The organism is Paraburkholderia steynii (assembly GCF_900100565.1).
Classification (GTDB): Bacteria; Pseudomonadota; Gammaproteobacteria; order Burkholderiales; family Burkholderiaceae; genus Paraburkholderia; species Paraburkholderia terrae.
Genome location: NZ_FNDI01000007.1, coordinates 287922 through 305672, shown reverse-complemented (window position 1 = coordinate 305672; position 17751 = coordinate 287922). Strand labels below are relative to the sequence as shown.

Annotated in this window: 16 protein-coding genes; 6 read left to right on the top strand and 10 right to left on the bottom strand. The window is 62.6% G+C overall.

The window, feature by feature from the left end; genetic code table 11:
- Positions 1-513 precede the first annotated feature (513 nt).
- On the bottom strand, positions 514-1026 hold the full coding sequence (locus BLT65_RS15640) for a winged helix DNA-binding protein (RefSeq protein ID WP_007577159.1): 513 nt from the start codon (positions 1024-1026) through the stop codon (positions 514-516).
- A gap of 192 nt (positions 1027-1218) precedes the next feature.
- On the opposite strand from BLT65_RS15640, the gene pxpB reads away from it, so the two are divergent.
- The 6 genes from pxpB (at position 1219) to BLT65_RS15610 (ending at position 6643) form a co-directional block, all read left to right on the top strand.
- Positions 1219-1872, top strand: coding sequence for a 5-oxoprolinase subunit PxpB (gene pxpB, locus BLT65_RS15635; protein ID WP_091778922.1), 654 nt, complete (start codon positions 1219-1221; stop codon positions 1870-1872).
- Entirely contained in the window at positions 1869-2921 is a 1053-nt protein-coding gene (locus BLT65_RS15630; RefSeq protein ID WP_091778920.1) for a 5-oxoprolinase subunit C family protein, read from the top strand. Before pxpB ends, BLT65_RS15630 begins: the two co-directional genes overlap by 4 nt.
- 16 nt (positions 2922-2937) lie before the next feature.
- Positions 2938-3690, top strand: coding sequence for a 5-oxoprolinase subunit PxpA (pxpA, locus tag BLT65_RS15625; protein ID WP_091778918.1), 753 nt, complete (start codon positions 2938-2940; stop codon positions 3688-3690).
- Positions 3691-4002: 312 nt separating this feature from the next.
- On the top strand, positions 4003-4764 hold the full coding sequence (locus BLT65_RS15620) for a DUF969 domain-containing protein (RefSeq protein ID WP_042316498.1): 762 nt from the start codon (positions 4003-4005) through the stop codon (positions 4762-4764).
- Complete coding sequence (locus BLT65_RS15615; RefSeq protein ID WP_091778916.1) at positions 4761-5717, top strand: DUF979 domain-containing protein; 957 nt, start codon at positions 4761-4763, stop codon at positions 5715-5717. Before BLT65_RS15620 ends, BLT65_RS15615 begins: the two co-directional genes overlap by 4 nt.
- A 221-nt stretch (positions 5718-5938) precedes the next feature.
- Positions 5939-6643, top strand: a complete 705-nt coding sequence (locus BLT65_RS15610; RefSeq protein WP_091778914.1) for a tetratricopeptide repeat protein — start codon at positions 5939-5941, stop codon at positions 6641-6643.
- Positions 6644-6679: 36 nt separating this feature from the next.
- On the opposite strand, the gene BLT65_RS15605 is transcribed toward BLT65_RS15610, so the two are convergent.
- The 9 genes from BLT65_RS15605 to BLT65_RS15565 form a co-directional block, all read right to left on the bottom strand.
- Entirely contained in the window at positions 6680-7825 is a 1146-nt protein-coding gene (locus tag BLT65_RS15605; RefSeq protein WP_091778912.1) for a TraB/GumN family protein, read from the bottom strand.
- 58 nt (positions 7826-7883) lie between these two features.
- On the bottom strand, positions 7884-8921 hold the full coding sequence (locus BLT65_RS15600; protein ID WP_042316491.1) for a peptide ABC transporter ATP-binding protein: 1038 nt from the start codon (positions 8919-8921) through the stop codon (positions 7884-7886).
- The gene (locus tag BLT65_RS15595; RefSeq protein ID WP_091778910.1) at positions 8918-9922 is read right to left on the bottom strand and encodes an ABC transporter ATP-binding protein; all 1005 of its coding nucleotides are present in this window, start codon (positions 9920-9922) and stop codon (positions 8918-8920) included. Before BLT65_RS15595 ends, BLT65_RS15600 begins: the two co-directional genes overlap by 4 nt.
- Before the next feature lies 1 nt (position 9923).
- Complete coding sequence (locus BLT65_RS15590; protein WP_042316484.1) at positions 9924-10841, bottom strand: ABC transporter permease subunit; 918 nt, start codon at positions 10839-10841, stop codon at positions 9924-9926.
- A 4-nt stretch (positions 10842-10845) separates the two neighbouring features.
- On the bottom strand, positions 10846-11859 hold the full coding sequence (locus BLT65_RS15585) for an ABC transporter permease subunit (protein WP_042316481.1): 1014 nt from the start codon (positions 11857-11859) through the stop codon (positions 10846-10848).
- Positions 11860-12013: 154 nt separating this feature from the next.
- Entirely contained in the window at positions 12014-13645 is a 1632-nt protein-coding gene (locus BLT65_RS15580; protein ID WP_091778908.1) for an ABC transporter substrate-binding protein, read from the bottom strand.
- A gap of 185 nt (positions 13646-13830) precedes the next feature.
- Positions 13831-15474 (bottom strand): ABC transporter substrate-binding protein, encoded by a 1644-nt coding sequence (locus tag BLT65_RS15575; RefSeq protein ID WP_091778907.1) that lies wholly within the window; start codon positions 15472-15474, stop codon positions 13831-13833.
- 1014 nt (positions 15475-16488) lie between these two features.
- Positions 16489-17319: a methylenetetrahydrofolate reductase [NAD(P)H] gene (gene metF, locus BLT65_RS15570; RefSeq protein ID WP_007577131.1), complete on the bottom strand. Its 831-nt coding sequence runs from the start codon at positions 17317-17319 to the stop codon at positions 16489-16491.
- A 17-nt stretch (positions 17320-17336) separates the two neighbouring features.
- Positions 17337-17690 (bottom strand): phage holin family protein, encoded by a 354-nt coding sequence (locus tag BLT65_RS15565; RefSeq protein ID WP_007577130.1) that lies wholly within the window; start codon positions 17688-17690, stop codon positions 17337-17339.
- Positions 17691-17751: the final 61 nt, after the last annotated feature.

The window sequence follows — 17751 nt, the reverse complement described above, 5'->3', positions numbered from 1 at the left end:
AACGCTCTAAATGAGCGCCTCACCCGCTTCGAATACCCATGCACGGGCCAGCGGCAGCGAATGATTAATGCCGCCCAGGTGGCAAACTGTGTGTAGGTTGTCGCGTCGTATAGCGTGGCGCTCTTACAGGGTGGTACGCGTGCGCTCTCGGTCCGGAGTGATGCGTTTATGGTGCGAACGCCTACACACAGTTTGCCAACTGGGCGGCGGCGGAATATCTGGCACGGCGTGCTCCGACGCGGGTGCGTGAAGCGGGTGAGGCGCTCATTTAGAGCGCTGGCAACGAATGTGGGTCACGTGATTGCCGTGTGAAGTGTAAGACCCTGTGGGGGCCCTCAGGCAAAGACTAGAACTGGCGGTGTTAGCCGCTTTCTTTTGCCTACTTTTCTTTGCGGCGGCAAAGAAAAGTAGGTGCCGCCCCGCACAGGGGCAACGCTTGAAGCACGAAGGCAACACGCGGATGCCAGCGAAAAGGCAAAAAAACCAACCCGTCGGCAGACAGCAAAAAACCCCCTACAACGATGCAGCCGCCCGCGCCGCGGTGTCATAAAGCCCGGAAGCATTCCGCATCAGCTGCGCCGCCTCCCCAATCTGCTCATTGGTGAGCCCACTTTCCTTCAGCGTCGCGATCAGACAACTCTCCCGCACCTCGCGGTACTTCATGCAAAGATCACGCCCCGCCTGCGTAGCAGAAAAAAACACTTCCTTGCCGGTCTTTTCGCTTTTTACATACCCTCTAGCTACGAGCTTCTTCAGCGCGTAAGTCGCAACGTGCGTGTCCTCGATATTCAGCACGAAGCAGATATCGGCAATCTTCTTGCGCCGCTCGCGGTGGCTCACATGGTGCAGCAGCGAAACTTCGATCGCCGTCATGTCCTTGTCGCCCGCCGCCGCCATGCAACGGACCATCCACCGGTTGAACGCGTTACTCGCCATGATCAGCCCGTACTCGAGTTCGGATAACTCCGCACTAAATTCAGACACAAGATGTTCCGATGAGACGATTTTGGTCGGATGACGCGCCATGGTGATTTTTCTAAAGCGAAGCGTGGTGGTTGACCGAAGTGTACGACTTCCCTCCTATACGGGCGAGCCTGGGGACATCGCTTATTGATAAATTGTCGATATTTTATTGAGAATGTAGGCTAGCTCTGTCGTGAGAAGTTAGCATGCATCGTCGGACGAATCTGCTGCTTCTCTACTTGACCCAGGATATTGATGACTGAACCCCGCATCTTTCCGTTTGGCGATACCGCGCTGGTCTGCGAAGCGCCGCCCCCTGCCACGCTGGATTGCCAGCGCCGCGTGTGGTCGGCTGCGCAGGTCGCGCGCGACTGGCCGCACGTGCTCGAAGTGGTGCCCGGCATGAACAACCTGACCGTGATCTTCGATCCCCTCGCAGCCGATCCCGACGATCTGACGGCCCGGCTCAAGGCCGCGTGGGCGCAGCCAGGCAGCGCGCAGGACCTGGGCCGCGAGGTGGAAATCCCCGTGCAGTACGGCGGCGAGTTCGGCCCGGACCTGAAGACGGTGGCCGATCACGCGGGCCTCACGGTGAAGGAAGTCGTCGAACGGCATGCGGGCGGCGAGTACATCGTGTTCTTCCTCGGCTTCCAGCCCGGTTTCGCGTACATGGGCGGGCTCGAAGAGGCACTGCACACGCCGCGCCGCGCCGAGCCGCGTCTCGAAGTGCCCGCCGGCTCGGTTGGCATCGGCGGCGCGCAGACGGGCATCTATCCGGCCACTTCGCCAGGCGGCTGGCAACTGATCGGCCGCACGGCGCTGAAGCTCTTCGACCCGTCGCGCACGCCGCCCACGCTTCTGCAACCGGGCGATCGCGTCCGCTTCACCATCGCGGGGTTGCACGCATGATCGACGTGATACGCGCGGGTCTGTTGACCACGATCCAGGACCTCGGCCGGCATGGATTCCGGCATCTCGGCGTCGCGATGGGCGGCGCGCTCGACAGGCTGTCGCTCGAAGTGGGCAATCGCCTGGTCGGCAACCGGCCGGATGCCGCCGGGCTCGAAATCACCTTCGGCCCGACCGTGCTGCGTTTTCTGCGCCCGACGCGCGTCGCGATCACGGGCACCGAGTTCGGCGCGACGCTCGACGGCAAACCGGTCTATTCGTACTGGAGCCTGCCCGTGCAGGCCGGCCAGGAACTGACGCTGAACGCGGCGAAGCGCGGCATGCGCGGCTACGTGTGCATCGCAGGCGGCGTCGATGTGCTGCCGATGCTCGGCTCGCGCAGCACCGACCTGCAGGCGGGCTTCGGCGGCCTGGGCGGCCGCGCGCTGCGCGACGGCGACCGCCTGCCCGTCGGCGTGCCGCGCGCCGGCGCGGGGTCTGGCTTTTCGCCCGATGCGCCCGAGTTCGGCGTGAAGGCGCCCGCCTGGTGCAAGTTCGTGCTCGTCGACGAGCCGGTGCGGCGCGGCCGTCATCCGTCGGGCGTCGCGTGGGCGCCGCCCATCCGCGTGCTGGCCGGTCCCGAGTACGACAGCTTCACCGCCGACGCGCAAAACGCCTTCTGGAACGACGAGTGGCTCGTCACGCCGAACAGCAACCGCATGGGCTTCCGGCTGGCGGGCACCGAACTGAAGCGCACGCACAAGAGCGATCTGCTGTCGCACGCCGTGATGCCCGGCACGATCCAGGTGCCGCCGAACGGCCAGCCGATCATCCTGATGAGCGACGCGCAGACCACGGGCGGCTATCCGAAGATCGGCGCGGTGATTCACGCGGATTTATGGAAGCTCGCGCAGGTGCGCCTGAACGGCGCGGTTCGCTTCATTCCGACCACGCCTTACGAGGCCCGCCAGGCGCTGATCGAAGAACGCAAGTACCTGCGGCAGATCGATGCCGCAATCGGCATGCATGAAGAACGCTGCGCGCGCCTTGCCGCGCCCGCCGCGATGTAAGACCTACGAGGACATCATGGAAATCGATTTGAACGCCGATCTCGGCGAAGGATGCGGCTCCGACGAGGCGCTGCTCGATCTCGTCAGCTCGGCGAACATCGCCTGCGGCTGGCATGCAGGCGGACCCAACGCGATGCGCGAATGCGTGCGCTGGGCGGTGGAAAAAGGCGTATCGATCGGCGCGCATCCGAGTTTCAACGACCCGGAAAACTTCGGCCGCAAGGAAATGGACTTGCCCGCGGGCGAGATCTACGCGGGCGTGCTGTATCAGCTCGGCGCGCTGTCGGCGATCGCGCAGGCCGAGGGCGGGCGCATCGCGCACGTGAAGCCGCACGGCGCGCTCTACAACCAGGCCGCGCGCGATCCGAAGATCGCCGACGCAATCGTCTCCGCCGTGCATGATTTCGATCCGTCCGTGGCGGTGTTCGCGCTCGCCAACAGCGGGCTCGTGACGGCCGCGCGCAACGCGGGGCTCGTCGCCATCGAAGAAGTGTTCGCCGATCGCGGCTATCGCGCGGACGGCTCGCTCGTGCCGCGCAAGGAGCCGGGCGCGCTGCTCGACGACGAAGAAGAAGTGCTGCAACGCACGCTGGCGATGGTGCGCGAGCAGCGCGTACAGGCCGTGAGCGGCGAATGGGTGCCGCTGAACGCGCAGACCATCTGCCTGCATGGCGACGGCCCGCATGCGCTCGCATTCGCGCGCCGCATCCGCACGGCGCTCCAGGAGGCCGGCATCGGCGTGCATGCGGCCGGCGCAGCGCGCGTCTGATTTTCAGCGCTTACGCCTCTGATTAAAGGCCATCACACAGCAGTCGACGCCCCGCTTTTCGCGGGGCGTTTTCCAGAACGTAAGCCAGAAAGCAACATCGCCAGTTGCCAACGGCTTTTTGAAGCAGCACAAGTTTGTGCAGCAACCGTAGAGCAGTACCCGCAGCAACGACAGGGCAGTGCAGCCTGTGTGGCCACCAAAGAGCCGCAGGGCAACGAGGAAAGTCGGACCCCAAAAAAACCAAGGCCCGGCGTCATTAAAGTTCGCCGCCACGAGCGGTGTCCCAATGCAGGACCACCTCTGGAGATCTAGATGCAGTCAACCGTCAACCTATGGCCGCTCATTGGAGTCGCGGTCATCATCGTCGGGTTTGTGTTGCGCTTCAACCCGATGCTGATCGTGGCCGCCGCCGCGGTCATCACCGCCATCGCCGCGCACTTTCCGCTGGACAGAATCCTGGCCGCGATCGGCAGCGGCTTCATCAAGACACGCAATATCCCCCTCATCATCCTGTTGCCGCTCGCGGTGATCGGCCTGCTCGAACGGCACGGCCTGCGCGAGCGCGCGCAGACGTGGATCGCCAGCATCAAGGCCGCGACGGCCGGGCGTCTGCTGATCGTCTATCTGCTCGTGCGCGAGCTGACGGCAGCCGTCGGCCTGACGGGTCTCGGCGGGCATCCGCAAATGGTGCGTCCGCTGATCGCGCCGATGGCCGAAGGCGCCACGGAAACGCGCTTCGGCAAGCTCAGCGATGCCGTGCGCTACAAGCTGCGCGCGTACTCGGCGGCCACGGACAACGTCGGTCTGTTCTTCGGCGAGGACATCTTCGTGGCGTTCGGCGCGATCGTGCTGATGGTCACGTTCCTGAAAGAAGCGGGCATCACGGTCGAGCCGATGCATGTCGCGCTGTGGGGCATTCCGACGGCCATCAGCGCCTTCCTGATCCACGGCTTCCGGCTCTGGCTGCTCGATCGCAAGCTCGAACGCGAGTTGCGCGGCAACGCGGCATCGCAAGGGACCACGAACGTCAATACGAACAACAACGCGCCGCGCACGACCGGGGACGAAGCATGACACTCACCATCAACTATCTGTTCTGGCTGCTCGGCATCGTGCTGCTGGTGATCGGCGGCATGATCGCCACCGATAAGGATCATCCGCGCCGCTTCACGGCGGGTGGCTTCTGGATCATCTACGCGCTGATCTTCCTGGTCGGCGACAAGCTGCCGGCTGAACTGGTCGGCGTGCTCGTCATCGCGATGGCGCTGATCGCGGGCTTCGGCGGCGTGACGGCGGGCAAACCCAAGGTGCTGTCCGAAGCAGCGCGCAAGGCGAGCGCCGCGCGCCTCGGCAACAAGCTGTTCGTCCCCGCGCTGACGATTCCCGTCGTCACGGTGATCATCACGTTGTCGGCGAGCCATCTGGTGTTCGGCGGCACGCCGCTGGTCGAGCAGAAGAATGTCACGCTGATCGGCTTCGGTATCGGCTGCGTGATCGCGCTGGCGATCGCCTGCATCATGACGCGCGACACCGTCGGCCAGTCGATGAAGGAAGCGCGACGTCTCGTCGATGCGCTGTCGTGGGCGGCCGTGCTGCCGCAGATGCTCGGCATGCTTGGCCTCGTGTTCTCGGACGCGGGCGTCGGCAAGGCAGTCGCTCACGTGACGACGGCCTACATCAGCCTCGACTACCGGCTGATCGCGGTGGCCGTCTACTGCATCGGCATGGCGCTCTTCACGATGGTGATGGGCAACGGCTTCGCCGCGTTCCCGGTGATGACGGGCGGCGTCGGCGTGCCGATCCTCGTCAACGTGTTTCACGGCAACCCGGCGGTGATGGTCGCGATCGGCATGTTCTCCGGCTACTGCGGCACGCTGATGACGCCGATGGCCGCGAACTTCAACATGGTGCCCGCCGCGCTGCTTGAACTCCCGGACAAGAACGCGGTGATCAAGGTGCAGGTTCCGACGGCGCTCACGCTGCTCGTCGTGAATATCTTCCTGCTCAACTTCCTGATGTTCCTGTAGCGCCTTTGTGCGGTTGCCGGCTGTGGGCGGTTCGCCGAATCCTATTTCCAGGATAAGCGGTCCGCCCGCGCGGCTTGTTTCAAAAGGCGCGCCGCCATTTTTAGGATGCCTCTGATAGTTTGGCCGAGGCCCCGGACCTAACCTGTGAATGTTCCATCGTTCATAGTCCGGCGCATCGACAGGTCTGCGCCGGCTCTTTCGAGAGTCTGGAGAGCATCGCCATGCAAGCGCAATCCGCCGTTTCTACTTCCTCCGCTTCTACTTCTTCCACCCAGCTTTTCCCGGTCACGCTCGCGTTCGCGCTCGAAGCGCATCGCGCGTGCCGCTTCATCGAAGCCGAGTCGCTGTACCACGAAGCCCTCGCGATTTGCCCGGAACAGCCGGATGTGCTGCATTACTACGGCGTGCTGCTGCATCAGCGCGGACAGCATATGCTGGCGCTCGATTACATCGACCTTTCGCTAGAACTCGAACCGGACAACGCGGAGTGCTGGAACGACCGTGGCTTCGTGGCCGATGCCCTCGGCGACAAAGCGCTCGCACTGCGCTGCTATCGTGTGTCGCTGGCGCTCGATCCGCGCTCGCCCGATGCGCACAACAACATCGCCGTTGCGCTCGAAGCCGAAGGCAAGCTCGGAGAAGCGGTGCATCACTATCGCGAGGCGCTGAAGATCGACCCGACGCTCGCCGACGTGCATCTCAATCTCGGCTCGGCGCTCGACCGCCTGATGCGATTCGACGATGCCGACGAGCACTATCGCGCGTTGCTGTCGCTGAATGCGCGCACGGTCAATGTCTGTCTGAAGACGAGGGATTCGAAAGAACAGTCGCTCGATGCACTGGAAGCAGCGCTAAAGCTCGCTTCGCAAACGGGCCGTGGACGTGTCGCCAACGGCGCCTTCGGCGCGGTAGGCGCAAGCGTTTAACCGTCGCTCACGTTGAGCGCGCAGGCAGCGCGCTCATCAATACGACTCGACAACAAACCCCCGCTGCCGCAACAACTGCAGCACGCCCTTCTGCCCGCCCAGATGCAGCGCGCCGATCGCGACGAATACCGGCTTGTTCGGCGCCGCGATCAACAGCATCCGGTTGACGAAGCGCCGGTTGCGATCGAACAGGATCTTGTTATCCACCTGCGCTGAAATACGCTTGTCGCGCGCGAGCTTCTCCGACTTCGCCGCTTCCCACGCGGTAATCGCATCCGCGTCGCCGACGCGCCATAGCCGGTGCAAGGTTCGCACGTCGGCGACATTCTCGGCGGGCGTCTGCACGAGATCCTGCGCGAGCATTTCGCGCTGCTGCGCCAGCGTGAGCCCCGTGAACGCGCGCATCTGTTCGCCGAGCGTCTCCAGCCCGACAATCTTTCCCTTCTGCCGCAGATACACGTTCTGCAACTGCGCTTCCGTGCCGAATTCGGTTTGCAGCCCGGCGCTCAGCGAATCGTAAGTTTCGACCAGCAAGGACGCGAGCCACGGCCGCATCTTGCGAATTTCATCGAGCGCGGCGGGATTGGCGCGCAGACGCATCGCGAGCTTGTGCCACAGCGGCTCGGGCAACAGCTTCGGCAGACATTCATACGAGCAGATGCCGTACTTCGACACATCGTCCTGCGAGACGAGCAGATCGTCGGGCGACAGTTCGAGCGCCAGAGTGGGCGATGCGGCTAGCGCACCGAGAATCGGTGCGCGGAATGGCTGGTTCGGCGGATAGTCGTTCGGATCGCCGACATGCAGCGTGCCCAGAAGATAAATCGTGGTCTTGCCGCGTGTCGCGACATAGAAAGGCATGCGCGCTGGTTGCGCGCGCACGGGACCGCTCGCCGTGGTGCCGCTCGCATACGAAGGCGGCGGATTGAAGCCGGGCAGCGTCGCGCGCGGTTGCGACGGGGTGTGCGGCACGGGAACGGCCGGCCGGCCGACCTGATTGGCCTGCGCGACCTGCACAGGCGTATTCGCCGAAGCCCCTGCGGCATGCGCGGAGGCGATCACAGCGAACGGATGAAACGGCAGCAACGGACATTGCGCCGCCACGACGAGCAGCGCGCCCATCAGGACGCGCGCAACCCGCCGATGTGAAGACGCAGCGCGCGCGCCGCCCGCATGTTTCATAGGCTTCACATGCTAACGACGCGCATGACGGCGCGCAACATCACGCGCCGCCACCCCATCATGCATTCGCGTCGTCCCCCACCTCCTCGGCGCGGTGACACGACACCTGGCGACCATCCACTTCACGCAACTTCGGCTCTTCTTTGCGGCAACGCTCGATAGCATACGGGCAACGCTGATGGAACGTACAGCCCGACGGCGGATTGAGCGGCGACGGCATTTCACCTTGCAGCTTGATCTGGATGCGGCGGTCGGCTTCGAAGATCGACGGTGTCGCCGACATCAGCGCGCGCGTATACGGATGACGCGGCTTGCTGAAGATGCGCTTCTTGTCGCCGAGCTCGGCAACGCCGCCGAAGTACATCACCATCACGTCGTCGGCGATATGCTCGACCACCGACAGATTGTGCGAGATAAACACATAGCTCGTCTTGAACTGATCCTGCAGGTCCATGAACAGGTTCAGGATCTGCGCCTGGATCGACACGTCGAGCGCGGAAACCGGTTCATCGGCGACGACGATCTGCGGGTCCAGAATCATCGCGCGCGCAATCGCGACACGCTGGCGCTGGCCGCCCGAGAACATATGCGGATAACGCTTCGCATGCTCGGGCCGCAGGCCGACGGTGCGCATCATGTGTGCAATGCGTTCGCCGCGCTCGCTCGCGCTCAATTGCGTGTTGATCGCGAGCGGTTCACCCAGCGTCTGCTCGACGGTCTTGCGCGGATTGAGCGACGCAAACGGGTTCTGGAACACCATCTGCACGCGGCGGCGCAACTGCGCGATTTTCTCGTGGCTCGCGCCCGCGACATCTTCACCGTCGATCAGCAAACGTCCGCCCGAAGGCGCTTCGATCATCGTCAGCTGACGCGCGAGCGTCGACTTGCCGCAGCCGGATTCGCCGACCACGGCAAGCGTCTTGCCGCGCTCCAGATGAAACGACACGCCGTTCAGCGCCTTGACGGTGCCGTGGCCGAACATGCCGCGCTTCACGTCGTAGTGACGCGCGAGGTTATCGGCGATCAGCACGTGATCGCCTGCGGGCTTGCCGGGCCTGTCACCATCGGGGCGCCGCGTTTCGGGTACTGCATTCATCGTGCGCCTCCCGGGTGAATGGCATCGCGAACCAGGTTCAGCGGCTTGATGCAGCGAACCTGGGCGGCGGGATCGTGATCGGCCAGCGGCGAAAGCGCGGGCCGCGCCTTGTTGCAATCGTCGATGACGTACTTGCAGCGCGGCGCGAACAGACACCCTTTAGGACGGTCGTCGCGTCCCGGCACCATGCCCGGCAGCGCGGCCAGCCGCACCGCGCCGACGTTGTGCTCGGGAATCGCCGCCAGCAGCGCTTCCGTGTACGGATGATGCGGCGCCTTGAAGATATCGGGCACGCGGTTCATTTCGATGACCTCGCCCGCGTACATCACGGCCACGCGCTGCGCGACTTGCGACACCACGGCCAGATCGTGCGAAATCAGCACGAGCGCCATGCCGCGATCTTTCTGCAACTGCACGAGCAGTTGCATGATCTGCGCCTGAATGGTCACGTCGAGCGCGGTGGTCGGCTCGTCGGCGATCAGCAGCTTCGGGTTGCACGCAACCGCCATCGCGATCATCACGCGCTGGTTCATGCCGCCCGACATCTGATGCGGGAACGTGTTGATGCGGTTCTTCGCGTCGGGAATGCCGACCTGATCGAGCAGTTCGAGCGCGCGTTTGTGCAATGCGTCGCCGCGCAGGCCTTCGTGCAGCTTCAGCACTTCCTTGATCTGATAGCCGACGGTGTAGCTCGGGTTCAGGCTCGTCAGCGCGTCCTGAAACACCATCGCCACGTCTTTGCCGATGATCTTGCGGCGTTGCGTGGGCGTCGCGTTCAGCAGGTCCTTGCCGTCGAAGGTGACTTCGTCGGCCGTGACCTTGCCGGGCGCGTCGATCAGGCCCATCAGCGCCATCATCGTCACGCTCTTGCCCGAGCCCGATTCGCCGACCACGCCGACCACTTCGCCCGGCGCCACGTTCAGGTTGATTCGATCGACAGCGGGCAGGCCGCTGAAGTTCACCGCAAGATTGCGGATGGTCAATAGGTTACCGTTGCTCATGTCAGGCCAGCCTTTTGAGTTTCGGGTCGAGTGCGTCGCGCAGCCCGTCGCCGAGCAGGTTGATCGCGAGCACCGAGATCAGGATGGCGAGACCGGGCATGGTGACGATCCACCATGCGCTGTCGATGTAGTCGCGTGCCGATGCGAGCATCGCGCCCCACTCCGCCGACGGCGGCTGCACGCCGAGGCCGAGGAAGCCGAGCGCGGCGGCATCGAGAATCGCCGACGAAAAACCCAGCGTGGCCTGCACGATCAACGGCGCCGTGCAGTTCGGCAGCACCTGCGAGAACATCAGTCGAGCCGTGCCCGCACCCGCGACGCGCGAGGCCATCACGTACTCCTTGTGCAACTCGCCGAGCGCCGATGCGCGCGTCAGACGCACATAACCCGGCAGCGCGACGATCGCGATGGCGAGCATCGTGTTGACCAGGCCCGGACCGATGATGGCAACCACGGCCACCGCGAGCAGCAGCGACGGCAGCGCGAGCAGCACGTCCATGATGCGCATGATGGGCGTGTCCGCCCACTTCTCGAAGAACGCGGCGATCAGGCCAAGCACGATGCCGGGAATCAGCGCGAGCACCACCGAAACAAAGCCGATCCAGAACGACAGCCGCGCGCCGTACATCAGGCGCGAAAGAATGTCGCGGCCGGCTTCGTCGGTGCCGAGAACGAACTTCCAGTTGCCGCCGTCGAGCCATGCGGGCGGAATCTTCACGGAATCGCGGTATTGCTCGATCGGGCTGTGCGGCGCGATCAGCGGCGCGAAGATCGCGATGAAGACCAGCACCAGCACGATGATGCCCGCGCTGACTGCGCCGCGGTTGCGGGAGAAGTTGGACCAGAATTCACGGGCGGCCAGTGCGCGGCCGCTCGGGGGAGTGACTGCCTGGGGGACTGTATTTTGAATGTCTGCCACGGTATTACCTCGTATGGCGGATGCGTGGGTTGAGCACGCCGTACAACAGGTCGACGACGAGGTTCACGACGATCACGAGCGTCGCGATCATCAGGATACCGCCCTGCACGACGGGATAGTCGCGCCGGCCGATCGCGTCGATCAGCCATTTGCCGATGCCCGGCCACGAGAACAGCGTTTCCGTCAGCACCGCGCCCGCGAGCAGCGTGCCGACCTGCAAACCGATCACCGTCACGACGGGAATCAGCGCGTTACGCAGCGCATGCACGACGATCACGCGTCCCGGCGACAGACCCTTCGCACGCGCCGTGCGAATGTAGTCTTCGCGCAGCACTTCGAGCATCGACGAACGCGTCATCCGCGCGACGACCGCGAGCGGAATCGTGCCGAGCACGATCGACGGCAGGATCAGATGCGACAGCGCCGAGCGGAACGAGCCTTCGTCCGTGCCGGGCAGCAGCGAGTCGATCAGCAGGAAGCCTGTCACGTGTGGAATGTCGTACTCGACCGCGATGCGGCCCGACACGGGCGTCCAGCCGAGCTTCGACGAGAAGAACATGATGAGGATCAAGCCCCACCAGAAAATCGGCATCGAATAACCGGTGAGCGCCGTGCCCATCACGCCGTGATCGACGGCCGTGCCACGCCGCAGCGCAGCGAACACGCCCGCCGGGAGACCCACGATCAGCGCAAACAGCATCGCGCAGATCGACAGTTCGACGGTGGCGGGGAAACGGGCCGTGAATTCGTCCATCACGCTGGTATTGGTGATGATCGACGTGCCGAGGTTCCCCTGCAGCGCGTGGCCCACGTAATGGATGTACTGGATGGGCAGCGGTTCGTCGAGCCCGAGGCGATGCATCGCAGCCGCGTGCATGGCCGGATCGACGCCGCGCTCGCCCATCATGACTTCGATGGGGTCGCCCGGAATCAGGTGAATGAGCGCAAACGCGAGGATCGTGATACCGATGAAAGTCGGTATGACCATCCCGATGCGGCGCAAAACGAATCGGAACATGGTTCGTCCCTATGGTCTTGGTGAGAAAAAACGCAACCGGCGACGAGGGCTCGTGACCCCGGTCGCCGGACCATTTCGACCAGTCTTCTAACCGAACGAAAAGCGTACTGCGTATGGGATGCAGCAGGCAACTAAGCCCACCGCATCACGTGATTTACTTCATGCTGACGCCGTCGAAGCGCGCGTAGCCGAGCGGCTCGATGCGCATGTCGACAACCTTCTTGCTGACCGGCTGATACACCGTCGAGTGAGCAATCGGCGAGAACGGCAGTTGCTGCGCGAAGATCTGCTGCGCCTGCACATACGCCTTCGTGCGATCAGCCTGGCCCGTCGTTTCACGGCCCTTCTGCACGAGTTCGTCGAACGGCTTGTAGCACCACTTCGAGAAGTTGTTGCCGTTCACAGCGTCGCAGCCGAGCAGCGTACCGAGCCAGTTGTCCGGGTCGCCATTGTCGCCCGTCCAGCCGATCAGCATCGTGTCGTCTTCGCCCGCGTGCGCGCGCTTGATGTACTCACCCCATTCGTACGTGACGATCTTCGCCTTCACGCCGATCTTCGCCCAGTCGGCCTGGATCATTTCCGCCATCAGCTTGCCGTTCGGGTTGTACGCGCGCTGCACGGGCATTGCCCACAGCGTGATGTCGAAACCGTTCGGGAAGCCAGCCTTGGCGAGCAGCGCCTTGGCCTTTTCCGTGTCGTATGCCGGCATCTTCAGGTTCTTGTCGTACGACCACTGAGTCGGCGGCATCGGGTTCGTCGCGGCCTGTCCTGCGCCTTGATACACGGAATCGATGATCGCTTTCTTGTTGATCGCCATGTCGAGCGCCTGACGCACTTCGAGCTTGTCGACCGGCTTGTGCGAAACGTTGTACGCCAGGTAACCCAGGTTGAAGCCCGGCTGCGACGGCATGTCGATGTTCGAATCGGCCTTCAGCGGCGCGATGTCGGCGGGACGCGGATAGCTCATCACCTGGCATTCGTCGCGCTTCAGCTTCTGCACGCGCACGCCCGCATCAGGCGTGATCGAGAAGATCAGCTTCGAGATCTTGACCGTGTTCGGCTTCCAGTAGTCCGGATTGCCGTCGAAACGGATCGTCGCGTCCTTCGTGTAGCTGCGGAAAATGAACGGGCCCGTGCCGACCGGCTTCTGGTTGATGTCAGCCGCGTTGCCGGACTTCAGCAGCGAATCCGCATATTCAGCCGACAGGACCGACGCGTATTCCATTGCCAGATTCTGGATGAACGGCGCGTTGACTTCCTTCAGCGTGAACTTGACCGTGTACGGGTCGACCTTTTCGACCTTGTCGATCAGCTTGTCGAGGCCCATGTCGGTGAAGTACGGGAACTGCACCGGGTAAGCCTTACGGAACGGCTGGTTCGTGTCCAGCATGCGCTGGAACGTGAACACGACGTCGTCCGCGTTGAATTCGCGGGTCGGCTTGAACCAGGAAGTGGTGTGGAACTTGACGCCGTGGCGCAGATGGAACGTGTACGTCTTGCCGTCCGGCGAGACATCCCACTTTTCTGCGAGGCCCGGCTCGACCTTCGTGCCGCCGCGTTCGAATTCGACGAGGCGGTTATAAACCGTGAACGTATTGGCCGTGAAATCCACGCCCGTGGTGTATTGCGCCGGATCAAAACCCGCCGGGCTGCCTTCCGAGCAGTAGACGAGGGTTTTGTTCGGGATATCGGCGGCGTTTGCCAGTTGGGTCCCCGCCATCGATGCCGCTGCCGTCGCGGCCAGCATCGTGAGCCGTGCCGCGCGCAACAGTTTGTTTTGCTTCATGTTTCCTCCAGGATCATCGCCGGCTAAAACCAGCGTAGCGCGATATTACTGAGCTTTGCCAGGGGCCGCAATTGGAGGAAATTAACTTTGTTGACGATAGGAAACAGCTTTCATCCAGGTTGCCGCGCCTGGCGCGGCAACCGTCCCGAATTTCAGCGGAATTGGGGAGAGAAGCGGTAAATTATCTACTTGAGACCGACGTTCCAGAACTGAGTCGGGCCAAACGGGTCGATCTTGAAGCCGGTGACCGCCTTCGACAGCGGCTGATAAACGGTTGAATGCGCGATCGGCGTGAACGGCACCTGATCCTTGAAGATCTGTTGGGCTTCGGTGTAGTCCTTGGTGCGCGTGGCCGTATCGGTGGTGCTGCGGGCCGCCTTGATGAGGTCGTCGAACGGCTTGTAACACCATTTGGAGAAATTGCTGCCGTTCACGGCATCGCAGCCGAGCAGCACACCGAGCCAGTTGTCCGGGTCGCCGTAGTCGCCCGTCCAGCCGATCAGCATCGCCTCGTGCTCGCCGCTGTGCCCGCGGCGGATGTACTCACCCCACTCGAAGGTGACGATTTTCGTCTTCACACCGATCTTCGCCCAGTCCGCCTGCAGCATTTCGGCCATCAGACGCGCGTTCGGGTTGTACGGACGCGAAACGGGCATCGCCCAAAGCGTCAGGTCGAAGCCATCCGGGTAGCCCGCCTGCTTGAGCAGCCCTTTGGCCTTGTCGACGTCGTACGGTGCGTCCTTCAGGCTCTTGTCGTAGCCCCATTGGGTGGGCGGCATCGGATTGGTCGCCGCCTGGCCCGCGCCCTGGTAGACCGAATCGATGATCGCCTTCTTGTTGACGGCCATGTCGAGCGCGCGGCGCACGAGCACGTTGTCGAGTGGCTTTTTCGTCGTGTTGTACGCGATGAAGCCCAGATTGAAGCCCACCTGATGCGGCAGCGCGATCGACGAATCCGCCTCGATCTGCGCAATGTCGGCGGGCTTCGGATAGCTCATCACCTGGCATTCGTTGCGTTTGAGCTTCTGCAGACGCACGGATGGGTCGACGGTGATCGCGAAGATCAGCTTGCTCACCTTCACCACGCCGGGTTTCCAGTAGTTCGGGTTACCGTCGAAGCGGATCGAATCGTCCTTCGTATAGCTACGGAAAATGAACGGGCCCGTGCCGACGGGGAACAGGTTGATGTCCGACGCCTTGCCTGCCTTCAACAACTGGTCCGCATACTCGGCCGAGAGGATCGATGCGAACGGCATCGCGATCTGCTGCAGGAACGGTGCGTCGACTTCTTTTAGCGTGAAGCGCACGGTGTACGGGTCGAGCGCCTCGACCTTGGTGATGTTCTTCGCGAGGCCGAGATCGGTGAAGTATGGGAACGGCACGTTGTAGGCCTTGCGGAACGGCTGTTCGGGATCGAGCATGCGCGTATACGTGAATACGACGTCGTCGGCGTTGAAGTCGCGCGTCGGCTTGAAGAACGACGTCGTCTGGAATTTCACGCCTTTGCGCAGGTGAAACGTGTATTGCAGGCCGTCGCTGGAGACATCCCACTTGTCGGCGAGCCCCGGCTCGATGTCCGTGCTGCCGTGGCCGAACTCTACGAGCCGGTTATAGACGGTGTAGGAGCCGGCGCTGAACTCGACGCTGGTCGTGTACTGCGCGGTGTCGAATCCGGCGGGACTGCCTTCGGAACAGAAGACGACCGTCTTGTCGGGCAGCGAGGCCGCCGCGGACAGTTCAGGTGCAATGCATGCGGTAATTACGGCTACAGCGGACAGCACAGGCAGGCAAGACTTGCGAACTGCAGACAGCGTCGATGACATGGGCATGGCGTTCTCCGCGAGGCAGCTAGGGGCGAGTGCCTTTGGATCATAGTCAGCCAATATTCAGATTCAATATGGGTTTTCACTCCGCTTCGCTTCGTGGCGGGGTAGGTTTGGTTTGCTTGTGTTTGTGGTGGCATCCGCGTTTTGCCTTCGCGGCGCGGTCGGTTTGGTTGTTCTAGCCTTTTCGCTGGCATCCGCGATTTGTTAGCCTGCTTCAAGCGTCGCCCCTGTGCGGGGCGGCACCTACTTTTCTTTGCCGCCGCAAAGAAAAGTAGGCAAAAGAAAGCGGCTAACACCGCCAGCTCTTGTGTTTGCCTGATGGCCCCCAACCGGTCTTATGCTTCGCACGGCAGCCTTTCTCTTTGCGTGCGTTGCCAACGCTTCGAATGAACGCCTCACCCGCTTCGAATACCCGTACTCAGGCCAGCGGCAGAGAATGGTATGTGCCGCCCAGGTGGCAAACTGTGTGTAGGTTGTCGCAACGTATAGCTCGGCGCTCTTACAGGGTGGGGCGCATGCGCTATCGGTCCGAAGTGATGCGTGTGGAGTACAAGGGGCCGACACACAGTTTGCCACCTGGGCGGCTGTGGACTGTCTGACATGGCGTGGTGCGACGCGGACATATGAAGTGGGTGAGGGGCAGCGCAAGAGCGTTGGCAACGAACATGGGTCACGTGATTGCCGTGTGAAGCGTAAGACCCGTTGGGGGCCCTCAGGCAAGAAGAAATGTTGGCGGTGTTAGCCGCTTTCTTTTGCCTACTTTTCTTTGCGGCGGCAAAGAAAAGTAGGTGCCGCCCCGCACAGGGGCGACGCCTGAAGCACGAAGGCAACACGCGGATGCCAGCGAAAAGGCTAGAACAACCAAACCGACCGCGCCGCGAAGGCAATACGCGGATGCCAACGCAAAGCCCAAAAACCAAACCTTGCGCAGCAAACACCATCGCAGACAAGCAAAAAAAATCGGCGCACGCTCACACGCACACCGACTTTGCAAAAACCAGAAAAACAGAAAACCTGTCAGCCAACGAGCCGCTCGCAAATAGCCTTCGTCGCAGCCGACCCGTTAAGGGTATAGAAATGCAGCCCCGGCACTTTCGCCTCAACGAGACGGCGGCAAAGATCCGCCACCACATCGAGACCGAACGCGCGAATCGACTCGCGATCATCACCGAAGCTTTCGAGCCGTCGCGCCACCCACCGCGGCACTTCCGCACCACACATTTCAGAGAACCGCATCAACTGCGAGAAGTTCGTAATAGGCATGATGCCCGGCACGATAGGCACATCAACACCGAGCTTGTGCGCATCATCGACGAAGCGGAAATACGCGTCAGCGTTGAAGAAGTACTGCGTGATCGCCGAATTGGCACCCGCCTTCACCTTGCGAGCGAAGTTCTCAAGATCGTGCTTCGGCGAACGCGACTGCGGATGATACTCGGGATAGCCCGCAACCTCGATACGGAACCAGTCGCCGAATTCGGCGCGAATAAAACTCACCAGTTCCGACGCGTAGCGCAACTCGCCGACTGCGCCCATGCCCGACGGCAAATCGCCACGCAACGCGACAATATGGCGAATGCCATGCGAGCGATATTCATTGAGAATAGCCCGCAAGCTTTCCCTCGACGAGCCGATGCACGACAGGTGCGGCGCGGCTTCGAGGCCGTCCTTCGCCATGTCGAGCACCGTGTCGAGCGTGCCTTGCTGGGTCGAACCGCCGGCGCCGAACGTGACGGACACGAACTTGGGCTTGAGCGGCAACAGCTCCGCGCGCGTCGCACGCAGCTTGTCGAGCCCTTCCTGTGTCTTCGGCGGGAAGAATTCGAATGAAAGTTCGATGGGATTCATGGTTCTGTTGGCACCTGTCAGCTCAGGCCGCGGTTGCCGAAGATGAGCGCGGACAGCAGCCACGAAACGATGCTGTACAGGATCGAGCCGAAGAACGCCGACCAGAATCCCGACACTTCGAAGCCCTTCAGCAGCGACGCGCACAGCCAGAAGCACAGCGCATTCACCACCAGAATGAAGAGCCCAAGCGTGAGAATCGTGACGGGCAACGTCAGCAGGATCAGCACCGGCCGCAAGACGGCATTGATGAGCCCCAGCACGAGCGCGACGATCAGCGCAGTGCCGAAACTGCGAATGTGGATCGACGGCACGAGGTAGGTGATGATCAGCAGCGCGAGCGCATTGATCACCCAGGTCAGCAATACAGTCATGAACGGCTCCTGGTCGTCTGTGGGCGTGAAGTCCGGATTGAACTCGAAGGCACGCGAGAAG

Excerpts from the sequence above, each read along its gene's own strand:
- BLT65_RS15600 (WP_042316491.1), bottom strand. The coding sequence starts at position 8,921 with ATGAATGCAGTACCCGAAACGCGGCGCCCCGATGGTGACAGGCCCGGC.
- BLT65_RS15595 (WP_091778910.1), bottom strand. The coding sequence starts at position 9,922 with ATGAGCAACGGTAACCTATTGACCATCCGCAATCTTGCGGTGAACTTC.
- BLT65_RS15575 (WP_091778907.1), bottom strand. The coding sequence starts at position 15,474 with ATGCCCATGTCATCGACGCTGTCTGCAGTTCGCAAGTCTTGCCTGCCT.
- BLT65_RS15610 (WP_091778914.1), top strand. The coding sequence starts at position 5,939 with ATGCAAGCGCAATCCGCCGTTTCTACTTCCTCCGCTTCTACTTCTTCC.
- metF (WP_007577131.1), bottom strand. The coding sequence starts at position 17,319 with ATGAATCCCATCGAACTTTCATTCGAATTCTTCCCGCCGAAGACACAG.
- BLT65_RS15640 (WP_007577159.1), bottom strand. The coding sequence starts at position 1,026 with ATGGCGCGTCATCCGACCAAAATCGTCTCATCGGAACATCTTGTGTCT.
- BLT65_RS15605 (WP_091778912.1), bottom strand. The coding sequence starts at position 7,825 with ATGAAACATGCGGGCGGCGCGCGCGCTGCGTCTTCACATCGGCGGGTT.
- BLT65_RS15615 (WP_091778916.1), top strand. The coding sequence starts at position 4,761 with ATGACACTCACCATCAACTATCTGTTCTGGCTGCTCGGCATCGTGCTG.
- pxpB (WP_091778922.1), top strand. The coding sequence starts at position 1,219 with ATGACTGAACCCCGCATCTTTCCGTTTGGCGATACCGCGCTGGTCTGC.
- BLT65_RS15630 (WP_091778920.1), top strand. The coding sequence starts at position 1,869 with ATGATCGACGTGATACGCGCGGGTCTGTTGACCACGATCCAGGACCTC.
- BLT65_RS15620 (WP_042316498.1), top strand. The coding sequence starts at position 4,003 with ATGCAGTCAACCGTCAACCTATGGCCGCTCATTGGAGTCGCGGTCATC.
- pxpA (WP_091778918.1), top strand. The coding sequence starts at position 2,938 with ATGGAAATCGATTTGAACGCCGATCTCGGCGAAGGATGCGGCTCCGAC.
- BLT65_RS15580 (WP_091778908.1), bottom strand. The coding sequence starts at position 13,645 with ATGAAGCAAAACAAACTGTTGCGCGCGGCACGGCTCACGATGCTGGCC.
- BLT65_RS15565 (WP_007577130.1), bottom strand. The coding sequence starts at position 17,690 with ATGACTGTATTGCTGACCTGGGTGATCAATGCGCTCGCGCTGCTGATC.
- BLT65_RS15585 (WP_042316481.1), bottom strand. The coding sequence starts at position 11,859 with ATGTTCCGATTCGTTTTGCGCCGCATCGGGATGGTCATACCGACTTTC.